Origin of the sequence: Photorhabdus antumapuensis, from assembly GCF_020387775.1 — a bacterium.
GTDB classification, from domain to species: Bacteria; Pseudomonadota; Gammaproteobacteria; order Enterobacterales; family Enterobacteriaceae; genus Photorhabdus; species Photorhabdus antumapuensis.
The window spans coordinates 158,573-175,703 of record NZ_JAHZMK010000010.1; the positions used below are offsets into that span (position 1 = coordinate 158,573).

16 protein-coding genes are annotated in these 17,131 nt (G+C 42.8%); 15 read left to right on the top strand and 1 reads right to left on the bottom strand.

Going from position 1 to position 17,131, the window contains the following annotated elements:
- The first annotated feature begins 46 nt into the window (after positions 1-46).
- The 11 genes from btuC (at position 47) to KZ793_RS02885 (ending at position 11,345) form a co-directional block, all read left to right on the top strand.
- Positions 47-1,054, top strand: coding sequence for a vitamin B12 ABC transporter permease BtuC (gene btuC / locus KZ793_RS02835; RefSeq protein ID WP_225813311.1), 1,008 nt, complete (start codon positions 47-49; stop codon positions 1,052-1,054).
- Between the two features lie 34 nt (positions 1,055-1,088).
- Entirely contained in the window at positions 1,089-1,835 is a 747-nt protein-coding gene (gene btuD / locus KZ793_RS02840; RefSeq protein WP_255619135.1) for a vitamin B12 ABC transporter ATP-binding protein BtuD, read from the top strand.
- A 140-nt stretch (positions 1,836-1,975) separates the two neighbouring features.
- Positions 1,976-3,121 carry a UDP-4-amino-4-deoxy-L-arabinose aminotransferase gene (gene arnB / locus KZ793_RS02845; protein ID WP_225813314.1) on the top strand — a complete coding sequence of 382 codons (1,146 nt, stop codon included), beginning with the start codon at positions 1,976-1,978 and terminating at the stop codon, positions 3,119-3,121.
- A complete protein-coding gene (gene arnC, locus KZ793_RS02850) occupies positions 3,122-4,099 on the top strand; it encodes an undecaprenyl-phosphate 4-deoxy-4-formamido-L-arabinose transferase (RefSeq protein ID WP_225813315.1) in 978 nt (325 codons plus the stop codon).
- On the top strand, positions 4,100-6,082 hold the full coding sequence (gene arnA / locus KZ793_RS02855) for a bifunctional UDP-4-amino-4-deoxy-L-arabinose formyltransferase/UDP-glucuronic acid oxidase ArnA (protein WP_225813316.1): 1,983 nt from the start codon (positions 4,100-4,102) through the stop codon (positions 6,080-6,082).
- The gene (gene arnD, locus KZ793_RS02860; protein WP_225813320.1) at positions 6,082-6,975 is read left to right on the top strand and encodes a 4-deoxy-4-formamido-L-arabinose-phosphoundecaprenol deformylase; all 894 of its coding nucleotides are present in this window, start codon (positions 6,082-6,084) and stop codon (positions 6,973-6,975) included. The genes arnA and arnD overlap by 1 nt, the downstream gene beginning before the upstream one ends.
- A gap of 7 nt (positions 6,976-6,982) precedes the next feature.
- Positions 6,983-8,644 (top strand): lipid IV(A) 4-amino-4-deoxy-L-arabinosyltransferase, encoded by a 1,662-nt coding sequence (gene arnT / locus KZ793_RS02865; protein ID WP_225813323.1) that lies wholly within the window; start codon positions 6,983-6,985, stop codon positions 8,642-8,644.
- A complete protein-coding gene (gene arnE, locus KZ793_RS02870) occupies positions 8,641-8,982 on the top strand; it encodes a 4-amino-4-deoxy-L-arabinose-phosphoundecaprenol flippase subunit ArnE (protein WP_225813325.1) in 342 nt (113 codons plus the stop codon). Before arnT ends, arnE begins: the two co-directional genes overlap by 4 nt.
- Entirely contained in the window at positions 8,979-9,359 is a 381-nt protein-coding gene (gene arnF, locus KZ793_RS02875) for a 4-amino-4-deoxy-L-arabinose-phosphoundecaprenol flippase subunit ArnF (protein ID WP_225813326.1), read from the top strand. Before arnE ends, arnF begins: the two co-directional genes overlap by 4 nt.
- 106 nt (positions 9,360-9,465) lie before the next feature.
- On the top strand, positions 9,466-9,951 hold the full coding sequence (locus KZ793_RS02880) for a C40 family peptidase (protein ID WP_225813327.1): 486 nt from the start codon (positions 9,466-9,468) through the stop codon (positions 9,949-9,951).
- Positions 9,952-10,415: 464 nt separating this feature from the next.
- The gene (locus KZ793_RS02885; RefSeq protein WP_225813328.1) at positions 10,416-11,345 is read left to right on the top strand and encodes a hypothetical protein; all 930 of its coding nucleotides are present in this window, start codon (positions 10,416-10,418) and stop codon (positions 11,343-11,345) included.
- A 243-nt stretch (positions 11,346-11,588) separates the two neighbouring features.
- On the opposite strand, the gene KZ793_RS02890 is transcribed toward KZ793_RS02885, so the two are convergent.
- Positions 11,589-12,005, bottom strand: a complete 417-nt coding sequence (locus KZ793_RS02890; protein WP_225813329.1) for a flagellar protein FlhE — start codon at positions 12,003-12,005, stop codon at positions 11,589-11,591.
- Positions 12,006-12,320: 315 nt separating this feature from the next.
- Here KZ793_RS02890 and KZ793_RS02895 point away from each other — a divergent pair, with 315 nt between their 5' ends.
- Genes KZ793_RS02895 through KZ793_RS02910 form a run of 4 tightly spaced genes read left to right on the top strand, consistent with a single transcriptional unit; the run spans position 12,321 to position 17,012 of the window.
- Positions 12,321-13,064 carry an ABC transporter ATP-binding protein gene (locus KZ793_RS02895; RefSeq protein ID WP_225813330.1) on the top strand — a complete coding sequence of 248 codons (744 nt, stop codon included), beginning with the start codon at positions 12,321-12,323 and terminating at the stop codon, positions 13,062-13,064.
- Positions 13,057-14,271, top strand: a complete 1,215-nt coding sequence (locus tag KZ793_RS02900; RefSeq protein ID WP_255619129.1) for an ABC transporter permease — start codon at positions 13,057-13,059, stop codon at positions 14,269-14,271. Before KZ793_RS02895 ends, KZ793_RS02900 begins: the two co-directional genes overlap by 8 nt.
- Positions 14,264-15,742: a TolC family protein gene (locus tag KZ793_RS02905; RefSeq protein ID WP_225813331.1), complete on the top strand. Its 1,479-nt coding sequence runs from the start codon at positions 14,264-14,266 to the stop codon at positions 15,740-15,742. The genes KZ793_RS02900 and KZ793_RS02905 overlap by 8 nt, the downstream gene beginning before the upstream one ends.
- The gene (locus KZ793_RS02910; protein WP_225813332.1) at positions 15,726-17,012 is read left to right on the top strand and encodes an HlyD family secretion protein; all 1,287 of its coding nucleotides are present in this window, start codon (positions 15,726-15,728) and stop codon (positions 17,010-17,012) included. Before KZ793_RS02905 ends, KZ793_RS02910 begins: the two co-directional genes overlap by 17 nt.
- Positions 17,013-17,131: the final 119 nt, after the last annotated feature.

Consider the following 17,131-nt stretch of genomic DNA (forward strand, 5'->3'; position numbering starts at 1 on the left):
AGCGGCCTTTTTCTTAAACGATCCTCCCTCATGAGCTTGATTTACCATGCAACCCACTCATTCCATCACTGAATTAGTGACTCGTCAGAAAAGGCATGATTATCGTTTTTTGGCAATTCTCACCTGTTTATTTTTATTGGTTTTTTTTCTCTCGCTTTGTGCTGGGGAAAATTGGATCTGGCCTAATAAATGGTTTTCTGAAACAGGTCAATTGTTTGTGTGGCAGTTACGTTTTCCTCGTGTATTAGCTGTCGTTGCTGTAGGTGCGAGCCTGACTGTGGCGGGTGCAGTAATGCAGGCACTGTTTGAAAATCCGTTGGCGGAACCTGGGCTATTGGGGGTCAGTAATGGTGCTGGCGTGGTGGTGGTGTTTTTGGTGCTGATGTTTCATGGCATTGCGCCATTCTGGTTATTAAGTATTGGCGCTGTGCTCGGCGCACTGACTGTCACAATGATATTGCTGACCTTTTCAAGAAATCGTTATCTGAATAATGCCCGTTTGTTGTTGGTAGGGGTTGCTTTTGGGGTTGTCTCTGGTGCGTTAATGACTTGGATGGTTTATTTTAGTACTAGCCTGGACTTGCGTCAGCTAATGTATTGGATGATGGGGAGTTTCAGTGGAATAGACTGGCGGCAGCAATGGTTGGTAGTCGCTTTGTTTCCTTTGATTATTTGGTTGAGCAGACAAGGAAAAGTACTTAATTTTCTTTCACTGGGAGAAACACAGGCCCAACAGTTAGGTATCTCACTTTATTATTGGCGTAATTTATTTGTCTTTGTTGTTGGGTTATTGGTTGGGTTAAGTGTTGCACTTGCTGGAACAATTAGCTTTATTGGTTTGGTTATTCCACATATTTTGCGTTTATGCGGCCTGACAGATTATAAAACTCTACTGCCTGCCTGTGTTCTATCCGGCGGTTATGGATTATTGCTGGCTGATCTGCTATCTCGTCTTAGCTTGAATAATGCAGAAGTACCGATTGGCGTTGTGACTGCAACATTGGGGGCGCCAGTATTCATTTGGTTATTATTGAGAGTCAGAGACTGGGGTTAAGAAAGTGAATAATGTGCAAGTGACCAATCAGTTGATGGCTCTCAATCAAGTATCAGTACGAAACCGATTAATGCCGCTGACAGCGTTGGTACAACAAGGTGAACAGATACATCTCATTGGTCCGAATGGTTCAGGAAAGAGTACACTATTGGCCTGTATGGCCGGTATCTTACCTTATAGTGGTGCAATCGATTTGCAACAAAAGTGTCTTAGTCAATATAGTCACTGCCAATTAGCACGGTACAGAGCATGGCTTAGCCAGCAAATTTCTTCTGTGCCAATAATGCCGGTTTTTCAATATTTGCAACTACATTTAGCTGCCCATCTTGTTAATTATGAGGGTGTGTTGTCAGAACTTTGTTCCTTTTTTAAGTTGGGAAAGCTTCTAGAGACACCTGTAGGAAATCTGTCTGGTGGTGAATGGCAAAGGGTGCGATTAACCGGGGTTTTTTTACAAGTCTGGCCATCAATCAATTTGGAAGGCAAATTATTACTTTTGGATGAGCCTACGAATAATCTTGATATCACTCAGGTAGCAGCACTTGATCTGTTGGTAAAGAAATTCTGTGAACTTGGTGGAACCGTAGTCATGAGTGGTCATGATCTCAATCATAGCTATGATAAAGCTGATCGGATATGGCTGCTTGCTAATGGATCATTGGTGGCGAATGGAAAACCGGATGAGGTAATGACAGAAAATACACTCTCCAGCGTTTTTGCCGCTGATATCAAATGTGTGCCAGAAAAAGCAGATAAATATTGGTGGGTTTCGTTACCTTAAATTACAGTTCAGTCTTATGTGCCTACCGTGAATCTATTGTAATTTCCACTTAATTTGCTAAATCATACCTGTGTTTACGATTCGTTCAGATATAGTCATCTAATATATCGTTATATTATGAATGAATTGGACTGTGTTTTATGGGTAGTTTTCTTCCATTTTCTCGTCCTGCGATAGGTGATGAAGAAATTCAGGCAGTAGAGAAGGTTCTTCGTTCGGGGTGGATTACAACAGGCCCGCAAAATCATCAATTGGAACAGGACTTTTGCCGCATGTTTGGCTGCAAACATGCGATTGCATTGGCCTCTGCAACGGCGGGTATGCATCTGACACTCATGGCGCTGGGAATTGGTCCTGGTGATGAAGTGATTACACCGTCTCAAACTTGGGTATCCACAATAAATATGATCTGTTTGCTTGGTGCTGAACCAATCATGATTGATGTTGATCGCCATACTTTAATGGTCGACGCGCAGACCGTGAAAAAGGCGATGACTTCCAGAACCAAAGCGATTATTCCTGTTCATTATGCTGGTGCGCCTTGTGACTTAGATGCATTGCGTGGGATTGCTCAGGATGCGGGCATTCCATTGATTGAGGACGCGGCTCATGCATTAGGAACCCGTTATAAGAATGAATGGATTGGTGAGCATGGCACAGCGATTTTTTCTTTTCATGCCATAAAAAATGCCACTTGTGCGGAAGGGGGGTTAATTGCTACTGATAATAATGAACTTGTTGAACGAATTCGTTGTCTAAAGTTTCATGGATTGGGTATTGATGCTTTTGACCGCCAGATTCAAGGCAGGAGACCACAGGCAGAAGTCATAGAACCGGGTTACAAATATAATTTATCTGATATTCATGCTGCGATTGCCGTGGTGCAATTAAGTAAATTGGAATCAATGAATATTCGCCGTCGGCAAATTGTTGCCCGTTATTCAGCGGCATTAAAAGACTCGCCTTTGCAGATGTTAAGTGTGCCCGATTATGAGCATATGCATGCACATCATCTATTTATGGTGCGGATTAATAAGGATGTTTGTGGCATTGATCGCGACACATTAATGGAACGTTTGAAAAATAAGAATATTGGCACAGGTTTGCATTTCAGAGCTGCACATACACAAAGATATTATCGGGATCGGTATCCGCAGTTGTCATTGCCTGAATCAGAATGGAATTCAGTAACACTTTGTTCATTGCCACTCTTTCCTGATATGAGTGATGACGATGTAGATCGTGTCACTGATGCTTTACAAGAAATTATTTCGGAGCACAGATAAGTGTCATTTGAACAAATTAAAAAAGTTTCTGTTGTTATTCCAATTTATAACGAAGAAGAAAGTTTGCCTCTTTTATTGGAAAGAACCTTAGCAGCCTGTAAACAATTGACTCAGGAATATGAGCTTATTCTGGTGGATGATGGTAGTAGTGATAAATCTGCGGAAATTCTGATTCAGGCTGCGGAACAATCTGAAAATCATATTATTGCTATTTTACTTAATCGTAATTATGGTCAGCATTCAGCGATTATGGCGGGGTTTAATCAGGTCAATGGCGATTTAGTTATTACGCTTGATGCTGATTTACAGAATCCGCCAGAAGAGATCCCCCGTCTTGTTAAAACGGCTGAACAAGGTTATGACGTTGTGGGTACTCGCCGAGCTAATCGGCAGGATTCTCTGTTTCGTAAAACAGCTTCAAAAATCATCAATACTATGATTACTAAGGCAACAGGCCGTTCTATGGGTGATTATGGCTGTATGCTCCGTGCCTATCGTCGCCACATTGTGGAAGCCATGTTGCAGTGCCATGAACGCAGCACCTTTATTCCTATTCTGGCAAATACTTTTGCCCGTAAAACCATTGAGATTGATGTTGCTCATGCAGAGCGTGAATTTGGTGATTCCAAATATAGCTTCATGAAGCTGATTAATCTGATGTATGACTTGCTGACCTGCCTGACAACAGCACCTTTGCGTTTGCTGAGTGTGGTAGGAAGTGTGATTGCAGTTTCTGGTTTTTTGCTGGCTGTATTATTGATGGTTTTACGTCTTATTTTCGGTGCCATATGGGCAGCAGAAGGGGTATTTACTCTGTTTGCTCTCCTTTTCATATTTATTGGCGCGCAGTTCGTCGCGATGGGTTTATTAGGTGAATACATAGGCCGTATCTATAACGATGTTCGTGCTCGCCCACGTTATTTTATTCAAAAAGTGGTCGGAGATAAAAAGACCAACGACAACCAGGAAGAGTACTAAATGAAAGCAATTGTATTTGCCTATCATGATATCGGCTGTGTCGGGATCAATGCTTTAACTAAAGCGGGTTTTGATATTCAGGCGGTATTTACCCATACAGATGATCCTAATGAAAACCATTTTTTCTCTTCTGTTGCCCGTTTAAGTGCAGATTTGGCGCTTCCGGTTTTTGCGCCAGAAAACGTTAACCATCCACTGTGGATTGAACGTATCCGGGAGTTGAAACCTGATGTGATTTTCTCTTTTTATTACCGAGATATGTTGAGCGAAGATATTTTATCGCTGGCGAGTACAGGTGCATTTAATCTGCATGGTTCACTGTTGCCAAAATACCGTGGTCGTGCCCCTATTAACTGGGCGATTTTAAATGGTGAAGTGGAAACAGGTGTAACCCTGCATAAAATGGTGTTGAAACCTGATGCAGGGGATATTATTGCTCAACATAAGGTTGCTATTGAAGAGACAGATACCGCGTTGACTTTGCACGGTAAAATTCGTGAAGCAGCGGAAAAACTGTTTGATCAAATATTACCTCAGATCAAAGCCGGAACTTATCCTGCCATACCTCAAGATGAAAGACAGGCAACTTACTTTGGGCGTCGTACTGCTGCGGATGGTGAGATTGACTGGCGCAAATCAGCCATGGAAATTAACAACCTTGTCAGGGCAGTAACTGAGCCATATCCTGGGGCATTTACTTTCTTGGGTGAGCGTAAGATTACTATCTGGCGCGCCTCCCCGTTGAATGAGACGCATGACAAACAGCCGGGAACAGTATTATCGGTAGATCCGTTAATTATTGCCTGTGGAAAAGGCGCGTTAGAAATTATCAATGGGCAAAGTGAATCGGGTTTGTATGTTCAGGGCCACCGTCTGGCAGTAGATATGAGCATTGTGACTGATGTACGTGTTGGCCCAAAGACAACCACTCAAATTAGCCACCGGAAACGTGTATTAATTCTCGGTGTGAATGGCTTTATTGGTAATCATCTAACAGAACGTCTATTACGTGATGGCAACTATGATATTTATGGTATGGATATCGGTTCTTCCGCCATTGAGCGTTTTATTGGCAATCCGCGTTTTCACTTCATTGAAGGTGATGTCAATATCCATACGGAGTGGATCGAGTATCACATCAAGAAGTGTGATGTGGTTCTGCCGCTGGTGGCTATTGCAACCCCGATTGAATATACCCGTAACCCACTGCGCGTATTTGAACTGGATTTCGAAGAGAATCTAAAGATTGTTCGTTATTGCGTTAAATACAATAAACGGATTATTTTCCCGTCCACATCAGAAGTTTACGGAATGTGTGATGATAAAGAGTTTGACGAAGATGATTCTCGTCTGATTGTTGGCCCGATTAATAAACAGCGCTGGATCTATTCTGTCTCCAAACAATTATTGGATCGAGTTATCTGGGCATATGGTGAGAAAGAAGGGCTCAAATTCACGCTATTTCGTCCATTTAACTGGATGGGGCCACGTTTGGATAACCTGAACTCTGCGCGTATTGGCAGTTCCAGAGCGATCACACAACTGATATTGAACTTAGTTGAAGGCTCACCGATCAAGCTGGTGGATGGTGGTGAACAGAAACGCTGCTTTACTGATATTAATGATGGTATTGAAGCGCTGTTTCGTATTATTGAAAACCGAGATGGGTTATGTGACGGCCAAATTATCAATATTGGTAATCCAAATAATGAAGCCAGTATTCGCCAATTGGCGGAAATATTACTTGATAGCTTTGAAGACCATGAATTGAGAGATAATTTTCCTCCGTTTGCTGGATTTAAAAAGATTGAAAGTGGCAGTTACTACGGTAAAGGTTATCAGGATGTTGAACACCGTAAGCCAAGTATTAAAAATGCGGAGCGGTTACTAGGTTGGAAACCAACCATTGACATGAAACAGACGATAAATGAAACACTGGATTTCTTCTTGCGTGGTGCAGTGGAAGAATTAGGGAAAAATTAATGAAACAAATTGGCTTGAGAGTTGATGTGGACACCTATCGAGGAACCGTTGAAGGGGTACCGCAATTGCTCAAAATTTTGGCAAAACATCAGATTCAGGCCAGTTTTTTCTTTAGTGTTGGGCCGGATAATATGGGGCGTCATTTGTGGCGTCTTTTGCGGCCAAAATTCTTATGGAAAATGTTGAGGTCAAATGCAGCGTCTCTGTATGGTCTTGATATTTTACTGGCGGGGACTGCATGGCCGGGTAAGAAGATTGCTAAAGATTTAGGCTACTTGATGAAGCAAACTCTGGATGCAGGCCATGAAGTGGGTCTGCATGCTTGGGATCATCAGCGTTGGCAGGCGAAAGTTGGCCGTTGGTCTGAAGCTCAGTTAACAGAGCAGGTTAAATTGGGAGTGGATGCATTGGTACAGGCAATTGGCCAACGGGTAACTTGTTCTGCTGTTGCTGGTTGGCGGGCGGATGAACGCGTACTCGCGGTAAAGCAACAGTTTGGTTTTGATTACAACAGCGATTGTCGGGGAACTCATCCATTCAGGCCCATTTTGTCTGATGGTACTCTTGGTACCGTGCAAATTCCGGTGACATTACCAACTTATGACGAAGTGATAGGAATTCAGGTTAAAGATGAAGATTTTAACCAGTTTATTCTTAATGAGATAAAAAACAGCCAGGGAGTTCCGGTATATACCATCCATACGGAAGTAGAAGGGATGTCCAAGTCCACAGAATTTGCAAAGCTGTTGGAGATGGTTCATCGGGAAAACATACAATTTTGTGCATTGAGTCATCTGCTGCCTGAAAATATACAGCAGCTTCCTGTCGGGAGAATTGTTCGTTCCGAATTTTCCTGTAGAGAAGGATGGTTAGGATGCCAACAAGAGGTTTAACTTATATATGTTAAATAATCGGGCGTGTAAAGTGGGGGCCTTTTTGATGGCTCTTTTTTTTGTCCTTACCTATTTATTACCCCTTAATGGCCGTCTGCTATGGCAGCCTGATGAAACCCGTTATGCAGAAATCAGTCGTGAAATGCTGCAACGAGGAGATTGGATTGTTCCGTATTTGCTGGATATTCGTTATTTTGAAAAGCCTGTAGCGGGTTATTGGATTAATAATATTAGCCAATGGATTTTTGGCGATAATAATTTTGCTGTCCGTTTTGGATCGGTTTTTTGTATTTTTATCAGCGCAATTTTATTATATCGACTTGCTATGATGATGTGGCATAACCGACATATTGCTTTTGCTACTAGCCTTATCTACATCTCAATGTTTCTGGTATTTGCCATTGGCACTTATAGCGTACTCGATCCGATGTTTTCTTTGTGGATAACGGCTGCCATGATATGTAGCTTCTGGGCGCTAAAAACAGACTGTACCAGACGGCGGATAATGGCATATTTGGTACTTGGTTTGTGCTGCGGTATGGGTTTTATGACTAAAGGGTTTCTGGCATTGGCTGTTCCGGTCATTGTGATGTTGCCCATTGTCATTTATCAGAAACGGGTCCTGCAAATAGTCTATTTTGGCCCACTTGCTATTATTTCGGCGATAGCAATCAGTTTACCGTGGGTGATTGCAATTGCGCTACGTGAGCCTGATTATTGGCACTATTTCTTCTGGGTTGAACATATTAAGCGTTTTTCTTCCGATGATGCACAGCATATTGCACCATTCTGGTATTACATACCCATTCTTATTTTTGGTGTGATCCCGTGGTTAGGATTATTACCCGGGGCGTTGATTAAAGGTTGGAAAGAAAGAAAATCCAATCCTGAAATGTTTTTTCTACTTTGCTGGTTTGTCGTGCCATTGTTATTTTTCAGTATTGCGAAGGGAAAATTGCCAACTTATATCCTTCCCTGTATGGCGCCATTGGCAATGATGATGGCTAAATTTGGTGTCGATTGCGTCAAAAATGGCAAGATGAAGTTACTTAAAATCAATGGAATGGTTAACGTATTTCTTGGTCTGCTGGCGGTAATGGTTCTGTTTGCTATGGAAGCAGTGACAAAACACTCTTTATATCAGCCATCAGAATGGTCTAAATGGGTTTTAGCGATTGTTGCTTTTGGTATTTGGGGAATTATCGGTTATCTGTGTTTTGCGTCGAACGGGAAATACTGGTTATGGGCAGCGTTTTGTTCCGTTGTTGTCAGTTTAGTGATAGGAAATACTTTGCCTGAAAATACCGTTAATTCCAAATTACCTCAGAATTTTATTAAGTTACACCATCAGGAACTTGCAGACAGTCGCTATATTCTATCGGAAAGTGTTGGTCTTGCGACCAGTGTCGCTTGGGAGATGAAGCGTAGTGATATTTATATGTTTGAACGTTGGGGAGAGCTGGAATATGGGTTGAATTATCCAGATAGCCGATATCGATATATCAGCTATAAAGATTTTCCGCAATGGTTAGAGAAAGCGCGTAAAGAAGGGCGGGTGTCAGTACTCTTTCATTTATATAAAAATGAGAAATTACCTGATTTGCCAAAAGCAGATCAAATTAGCCGCAATTATCGTTTTGCTATTTTGGTTTATGAGAAGCGCCCATGATAAGTTTCGCTTTATTGTTGCTGGTTAGCTTGCTGACATGTGCTGGTCAGTTATGTCAGAAACAGGCTGTGATGTGTTGGCAGAGTGATATTTATCAGCGGGCATCTGCGCTGAAATGGTTGATAGGCGCTGTGATTCTATTGGCTGTTGGCATGTTATTTTGGCTTCGTTTATTGCAGATATTGCCGTTAGGAATTGCTTATCCAATGTTGAGTATAAATTTTATCATGGTCACTTTGGCGGGGAAATTTTTCTATCAGGAAAAAGCGGGCAGAAAACATTGGAGTGGGGTTGTATTTATCATGTTGGGAATTTTGCTGATGAGCTTAAATGAATGAAAGGTTATATTTGGGGATTAGTTAGCGTATTACTGGTGACAATAGCCCAGTTATTACTGAAATGGGGTGTTGTCAATTTGCCAGTGTTGAATCTTGGTTTGCATTGGTTTGATATTGAGTGGCTATGGAGTAATCGCCATTCTCTGGTGACGGTAATGGCTGGTCTGGCTGGATATCTATTATCTATGCTGTGCTGGTTATTTACGCTAAAATATTTACCATTAAATAAAGCCTATCCGTTAATAAGCTTAAGTTATGTATTTGTCTATTTAATGGCGGCTTTATTGCCTTGGTTTAATGAAACCATCACATTATTGAAAAGCGCAGGCGTGATTTTTATTTTGTGTGGTGTCTGGTTGATTAGCCATCCAGAATGAAGAATAAAATAACTATTTGGCTATTTTACTTAAAGTACAGCCTTGTTTTTTTATTGAGTGCCGGATAGAGTTAGCTTATTTTTCTGATCTTATGAGGAGGGGGATAATGATAATAAGAACAAAAGAGTTGCTCTTGTTGCTCAGTCTGTTACTTATTGGCTGTTCCAGTCACCCCTCTAGGACTCCAGCTCCGGCGTTAAAAACGGTGCTTTCTGATCCAATCATGGTGATTTTTCAGCTTAAGGAGCAGCTTAATCAATGGCGTGGTACACCATATCATTATGGTGGGATGGATCGTCGGGGGGTAGATTGTTCTGGTTTTGTTTACCGTACTTTCAGTGACCGGTTTGATATTCAGTTACCCCGTACTACCGGTGGGCAAATAAAATTAGGGACTCGCATTGATAAAAGCGATTTAATGCCGGGTGATTTGGTCTTTTTCAGAACAGGTAGTGGTGAGCATGGGTTACATGTTGGCATTTATGATGCCAATAACCAGTTTATTCATGCATCAACCCATAAAGGTGTTACTCGTTCATCTATGAATAATGTTTACTGGAAAAAAGCTTTTTGGCAAGCTCGGAGAATTTAAATTAAATTTTATCAACGAGCTGTAAAAATTATTCTTATTAGGCTAGTAGTTGTATTTAAATCTCAGTAATTAATGGCAGTAATTTCAAATTTATTAATTTAATTCTAATCATTGAAAATAGTTATATCTTTAAATGTAGTAATATATTCTTGCATATTTTCAATAAGTTTTATATTCAAAAAATGCCGTCAATGCCAAGTGAAATAAAAAATTCAAACATTATTTATTAATCCAACTTGTTTTTATGAGTTATATTTTTGTTTGCTTGATTAAACTGATAAGTGTATTTTTTAAGGTGAAATATAAATAACTGTTCTGTGAAACGCAATTATTTAAAATAGCTTTTCATTCGCGCACCATAAATATAATTTATTAATCGGGTGGCTTTTTATCTACCAGAAATAAGTTATATTTTGGTGAAGAGAACAAACCTAATAACTTAAATTATTGTAAGAGGAAAACTGATGACAGATAAACAACTTTATTCACCTGAAATAAAATATTCTCCGTGGGCGCCTAATGATGCGCCACTATTTATCATACTTGGACAATCAAATAGTTATGGTCATGGAACACAATTACCGCGAGATGAAGAAATTACCCAAGGTTTAAAAAACGTATTCACATTATCTCTGCCAGAAGTTTACAGCGTTGACTTTCCTGCAATTAACTGGACAGGGCTGACTAGCTTTGGTAATGCCAATATTGGCGCTCCTGCCAGTTTACCCCGTGGCAATCAGGATCACTCAGTCAATGCCGCCAATCGTTTCGCCAAGTTCTGGCAAGACCATATTGACGAAGGTAATGCGCTTAATTTACCTGATCTTTATGTCATTTTAATGGGTTGGGGTGGTCAAGGTATGTATCTGGATAATCCACCGGATAACCGTTGGGCTCCTGAACGTGATCCCTGCGATGTGGAATCGCTCTATCCGCGTGCAGTCAAAACTTTGCGTATGGCGGTCGAATCATTGCGTAAGCTAGGCAAAAATCCTCGCATTTTGGCTGTTCATTGGAACCAATGGGAAGCAGAAACCGAAAGTGTATTGGCGGCACAAGCATCAGAGCAGAATTTTACCCGCATCATTACGGGTATCAGTGATGCTTTGGGGTCTCGTAGTATACCGTGGAGATTGTATTATCCACTTTCGATTGCGTTTGATCCCATCAACACCAGCTATGTGCTTGAGGCAATCAATAATGTTATCGCTGATGATCCCCAATACCGAACGTTGATTGATGCACGGAATTCGCCCGACTATACCGGACAGGCGACTGAGTTTGGTGTTTTTCTGCCTGATAGTCTTCATTATGATGGCAAAACCCAGACATGGTTTGCTCAACAGGAATGGGAATTGATTTTATCTGGTTATAAAGGGGCTAAATTACCGTAGGATTAATTATCTAAGAGATATACCCTTCATCTTTCAAGCTGCTGCTTTGTTGGCAGCTTTAGAAAATCCGCCGAAAGCAAACTCAAAGCTGCTTAAAGCCTCGAAGCACTATAAGGATAGGGTGAATGTTCATAATCCTTGAAGAAATCATACAGCAACTTTCTTAAATCCTACCAATATTCAACGCAAATCAGAATTGCCGCCTATAATATTAGCGGCAATCTTTGGAGAGTTATTGGAATGTTATTGCCAACTAACAGTAATTTCTCCGGTTTGACCTGCTATTGGCATAACGTTACCGTTTCCAACCTTTAAGGCGAAAAGGAACTGCTGTGCCGGGCTTCTATTATTAAATGCGGCTGTCGACATTCTTCGCGTGCGTGATATATCTATGCAACTGCTGGTATCTCCCTGACAAAGATAAACCGATAAATTCTGAGGCCATCCAACAACGTTCCAAGTCCAAGATACATTGGTAATCTTTCCTGTTGCAGGGGGAGAACCGACAATAGGAACGTTAGCAGTTTCTAGGAAATTTTTGGAATACAGTGTAGGCAGAACAACTGAAGAGTGATAGCTGCCACTTGCCGCAGGTACTGTTTGTGAAAATATAGTTAACAATAAAGCACTACCGATACCAAAGATTTTTTTTAATTTCATAGCCATTACCCCAATATCTGATAATTTTCTATTGCGAGAGCTTAGATGTACATTTTGATCTCGCGCCCTGTATCTTCTGAATTTTTATAAAAGTCTGTACGCAATGCCAAAGTAGGCAGAAGTAATTTGGGTGGATTAACCCTGAAATGCAATGGGTGATTTGAATTTATGTTAAGTAAATCTAATATATTTTACTGTTCGATGTTTTTGCCGGTCACTTAGACCGTAATCTTTTACAAGAAGATCTCCCCATGATATAAAACCTGCTAAACAACCAAGTGGAGTCAGTGATACGTTTAATGGATGTCAAAAACGATGAATAAATCAGACATGACAATCACAACTTCCCCATGTCAGGAAGTCCTGATTTACATGGAAAATATTTGTCGATCTTATCGTATGGGGGAAAAATATTACCCAGTACTTGATAAAATATCATTCACTATCATGCGCGGGCAAAGTTGTGCAATTGTTGGCGCTTCCGGTTCAGGTAAAAGTACGCTACTCAATATTCTTGGTTTACTGGATCAACCCACTTCTGGATATTTTCAGTTTAGTGGAGTTAATATAACAAATGTTACTCCTAATGAACGGGCGAGAATAAGAAATCAGGAAATTGGTTTCGTGTTTCAGAGTTTCAATTTACTTCCCAAAATGCAGGCGTTGGATAATGTGGCGCTGCCATTGTTATATCGTGGGTATTCTCGTTCTCTAGCTCGGCAGGAGGCGAAATACCAGCTTGAGTTGGTTGGTCTGGCTGATCGTATTTACCATCGTCCGGCTGATCTCTCTGGGGGACAGCGGCAACGTGTTGCTATTGCCAGGGCTTTGGTCGGTAAGCCTTCTCTGATTCTGGCGGATGAACCGACAGGCAATCTCGATAGTGCTACAGCAAGTGATATTATGGCACTGCTTCTGTCATTGAACCGTGAGCAAGGTGTTACGCTCGTCATGGTTACACATGATGAAGTAATAGCCAAAAATATGCAGCGCTGTCTCTATGTTAATGATGGGCGGCTTTCCGAAACCGATCTGTGGCTGGATAGCCTTGATGCTTAATGTGAATTCTAGTCGCTACGGTTTTTCTTTCGCGCAGGCCCTGCGTGAATCACTGGGTAGTCTGCGTCTGCTAGGAAGGCGCTCCTTGCTTGCTTTGCTTGGTATTGCAGTCGGATGTGCTTCCGTCATTGCACTTTTAAACATCGGTCATAATGCTGTTAATGAAGCTATCAGCACGTTTAAAAGTATGGGAAGCAATATTTTGGTTGCTCATTTTAGTTTTATTCCCGGTGCCGTTGTCAAACCCGCGCCATCTGTGCTGGATACTCAGGCGCTGATTCATACAATACCGACTATCACCCATGCTGCGCCCATCACGTTACACTCAACCCGTATACGCTTCCAAGGGCAAGGGATAGATACGAATATTACCGGTACATCCTCTGATCTGGCTGCGGTGCTGGATTTACAGATTGAGCAGGGACGTTTTCTATCGGACTATGATCGTCAAACGACCTATGCCGTGCTCGGAGCGGATATTGCCAAACAATTAAAAGTAGCCAATCAACCTATTCGAATAGGCAGTCAATTGCAAATTGGGGAATATCTGTTTGAAGTTATAGGAATTCTCGCTGTTCAGGGGCCGAACCCTTTACTCCCCGGCTCGATTGATCATTCGGTCATACTGCCTATTGAAGCAATGCGGCGGTTGCGGCCTGCGCCAGAAATTGGAAGCGTCATTGCCAGAGCACGTGATACAACAACGTTAAACAGTGACGCGGTGTCGTTACGTGACTACCTTGTCTCATTATCAAAAGGTCGTCAGGTCGAAGTTGAGATCCCGAAACAATTGCTTGATGGATTGACGCGTCAAGCAAAGACATTTTCCTATTTGCTCGCGGGTTTAGGGGGAATTTCGTTGCTGGTGGGAGGTGTGGGCGTGATGAATGTCATGCTGATGAATGTTTCGGAACGCAGACGTGAAATTGGTGTTCGTATGGCTTTGGGAGCTCGGCCTGTTGATATTGGTATGCTGTTTATGTTGGAGGCTGCCATTCTGGCAATTGCCGGTGCAATGGTTGGTTCATTGTTGGGGGTAGCGGCGGGATACCTATTTGTAAAATTTTCGGGCTGGGTATTTACGTTATCCCTATTCTCTTTGCCTCTGGGTATCGCTAGTTCATTAGTGATTGGTCTGTTTTTCGGTATCAATCCGGCATTGGCGGCTGCCAGATTACAACCTGTAGAGGCACTGCGTGATGATTAGCCAAGTTTTTCAACGTGCTATTGGCATCATCATTGCCCTGATAATAGCTGCATCTGTCAAACAAGCGTTAGCGGAGCAGTTGAATCCATCACAGGCAACCATGCCTACAACGGATACAATTTCGCTTAATCAGCAAACTATTGGTCTGACACTCAGTGATGCAATCTATTTAGGGTTACGAAACAATCGTTCGATTCGCAGTGCTTATCTGGATCGGATTGCGCAGAAATTCGATTTACGCGTTGCTGAAGATCGTTTTACGCCAAAATTGTTGATTAATAGCCGTTATGTCACTGCCCGAAATCAAAGCGATCGCTATCGCCAGAGCGAGATTACACCCACATCTACGCTGCTTGGAGAATATGGTACTCGATTCAGTTTGTCTTGGACGAATCGGACAACATGGGCAGACAACGCAGGTCGTAGCCGTAATGATGGTGTTTCATTCTCAGTTATTCAGCCTCTGTTGCGTGGTGCTGGCAAAGATGTGGCTACAGCACCTGTGCGTCTTGCTCAATTGATGGAGCAGACAAATCGTTTGAACCTAAAAGCGACGGTATCCCAGACTATCACGCAAGTTATTATGGCTTATCGTGAATTGTTGCGTGCTCAAGAACAATTACAAATCGCACGTGATGCTCTTGAACGTTCGCGTCAACTGCTGGAGGTTAACAAAGCTATGATTTCCGCAGGCAGAATGGCAGCGTTTGAGATTGTCCAGACGGAGGCTGATGTTGCCATGCAGGAGCTGGCTGCGGAGGAAGCTGCTAATCAATTGGATAGGAGTCGTTTAGAATTGCTGCGATTGCTCGCCTTAGACTTACAAACTCAGGTAAAGGCTACTGACAGATTGGAAGCTAAACGTGTAGATATTAACCTGCTCCAGGCGCAACATTTGGCACAAGAGCAACAGCCATCGTATCTCACTCAATTGATTACGGCGGAGCAGGCTGCAATTAACCTGACCGTTGCCCGTAACGAACGTTTATGGGATGTCTCTTTAGTTGGTGGTGCCAGTCAGGTACGTGATCAAACAGGGTCAAACCGTTCTCGTAATTGGGAAAATTACGCCGGTGTTCAGGTAGAGATACCCATTGGTGATTTGAGTCAGCGCCAGGCGGAAGTGCGGGCGCGGGTTGATGTTCAGAACCAAGACATTCGTCTTGATGAGGCAAAACAGTCACTGGAACGTAATGTGGGTAATGCGGTACGCGATATTGGTACGCGTTGGCGTCAATATGAGATCGCACAGCGTGCCAGGGATCTATCCCTGCGCAAGCTGGAGATTGAACGTGAAAAATTGACAGTGGGCCGCTCCAGTAACTTTCAAGTCTTGAGCTTTGAAACTGATTTGCGTAATGCAGAGAATGTTCGTCTCAATGCGTTGATCACCTACTTAAATGCACAAGCGGAGTTGGACGAAACATTGGGTACTACGTTAGGGAGTTGGGACATTGCACTTAACGACTAAGATCAGGGGAGTTGCCCGTTTCAGGTATAAGACTCGTTGGCTCGTGACACTTGCTGTTGCATTAGTCATTGGGGCTACCATTGCTTATGTTTTCCTCTCTTCTTCAACTGATACATCATCACCGCAACGGTGGGTGCATGTTGAACCTCAACGACTGGAAAATCGTCTTGGGTTAGTTGGCCGTATTCAGGCTGCAACCAGTTTGACGATTGCCGCGCCATTTGATGGTGTTATTGCGGAGGTGATGGTAACTGAAGGCCAGCGCGTTAAGCGTGGGCAACCCCTGTTGAGCCTTGATACGACACAGTTGGACATTCAATTGCGGCAGGCGCTCACGGAACTGTTGAAAGCCCAAAAAGCCGTACAAGATTTGGTGGGATGGGAGAACAGTCAGGATGTCGCTAGGGTACGTAGAGCTTTAACGAATGCTCAGTTAAGTTTGAGCGATACCGAACGTAAGCTAATCGATACCCGGGCTTTGTTCGAGCGTGGCATTGTTCCCCGTATGGAGATTGATACACTGGAGCAACAGGTCAGAGTTCAACAGCTCGATCTTGCCGCCGCTAAGGCGGAACTGAGTGTTGCCCTTGAGAAAGGCACCGGGGAGAATCGCCAGATTGCTGATATGGAATTAGCTAATGCCCAATCGCGTTATCAGGCGCTTGAGACCCAGCAAGCCCAACGTGAATTGGTTTCTCCTTTTGATGGCATTGTTATTCGCCCACAGGTATCGGAATCAGATAAGGAGTTATTTATTCAAAAGGGGACTCGTGTCACTCAGGGAACACCTCTGTTAGGGGTAATCAATTTGGAACAAATCCAGGCGGTAGCGCGTATTGAAGAGGCTGACCTTTATCAAGTGTATGAAGGAATGCCGGTTGAGATCACCGGTGATGGTTTTGCCGGGCTATCTCTACGGGGGCAAATTAAGACAATTGGGGTACAGGGGAGTTCAAAGGAAATGCAGGGAGCGGGTGTAACCTATGATCTATTAGTGGCGATTGATCCTCTTATTCCTGAACAGCGGCAGCGTATCCGGCTGAGTATGAGTGCGAAACTGGCTATTGTCACGTATCGCAATGAGCGTGGATTGGCCGTGCCAGCCGAGGCATTACATACCGGCCCTGATGGACGAATTTTCGTCACCTATCGCCGTGAACTAAACGCACAAACACAGCAGATTATGGTGACACCGGGGCATGCTGTTCCTCAAGGTGTGGAGGTGGTCGGGTTAGAGGCTGGCTATGTTGAAGTTCCTGCGCGGAAGTAACTGACTCAACCTCATTGATCTTTTGCGGCACCCTCGCATTGAGCGAGAGTTTACGGCAGTTTTTTCTAATTTTGGTACAATATCTCACCGTGAAAATTTATATACCCTTCATCTTTCAA

What these genes read in the sequence shown, in the direction of transcription:
- btuC (WP_225813311.1), top strand. Translation starts at nt 47, where the DNA reads ATGCAACCCACTCATTCCATCACTGAATTAGTGACTCGTCAGAAAAGG.
- btuD (WP_255619135.1), top strand. Translation starts at nt 1,089, where the DNA reads ATGGCTCTCAATCAAGTATCAGTACGAAACCGATTAATGCCGCTGACA.
- arnB (WP_225813314.1), top strand. Translation starts at nt 1,976, where the DNA reads ATGGGTAGTTTTCTTCCATTTTCTCGTCCTGCGATAGGTGATGAAGAA.
- arnA (WP_225813316.1), top strand. Translation starts at nt 4,100, where the DNA reads ATGAAAGCAATTGTATTTGCCTATCATGATATCGGCTGTGTCGGGATC.
- arnD (WP_225813320.1), top strand. Translation starts at nt 6,082, where the DNA reads ATGAAACAAATTGGCTTGAGAGTTGATGTGGACACCTATCGAGGAACC.
- arnT (WP_225813323.1), top strand. Translation starts at nt 6,983, where the DNA reads ATGTTAAATAATCGGGCGTGTAAAGTGGGGGCCTTTTTGATGGCTCTT.
- arnE (WP_225813325.1), top strand. Translation starts at nt 8,641, where the DNA reads ATGATAAGTTTCGCTTTATTGTTGCTGGTTAGCTTGCTGACATGTGCT.
- arnF (WP_225813326.1), top strand. Translation starts at nt 8,979, where the DNA reads ATGAAAGGTTATATTTGGGGATTAGTTAGCGTATTACTGGTGACAATA.
- KZ793_RS02880 (WP_225813327.1), top strand. Translation starts at nt 9,466, where the DNA reads ATGATAATAAGAACAAAAGAGTTGCTCTTGTTGCTCAGTCTGTTACTT.
- KZ793_RS02885 (WP_225813328.1), top strand. Translation starts at nt 10,416, where the DNA reads ATGACAGATAAACAACTTTATTCACCTGAAATAAAATATTCTCCGTGG.
- KZ793_RS02890 (WP_225813329.1), bottom strand. Translation starts at nt 12,005, where the DNA reads ATGAAATTAAAAAAAATCTTTGGTATCGGTAGTGCTTTATTGTTAACT.
- KZ793_RS02895 (WP_225813330.1), top strand. Translation starts at nt 12,321, where the DNA reads ATGAATAAATCAGACATGACAATCACAACTTCCCCATGTCAGGAAGTC.
- KZ793_RS02900 (WP_255619129.1), top strand. Translation starts at nt 13,057, where the DNA reads ATGCTTAATGTGAATTCTAGTCGCTACGGTTTTTCTTTCGCGCAGGCC.
- KZ793_RS02905 (WP_225813331.1), top strand. Translation starts at nt 14,264, where the DNA reads ATGATTAGCCAAGTTTTTCAACGTGCTATTGGCATCATCATTGCCCTG.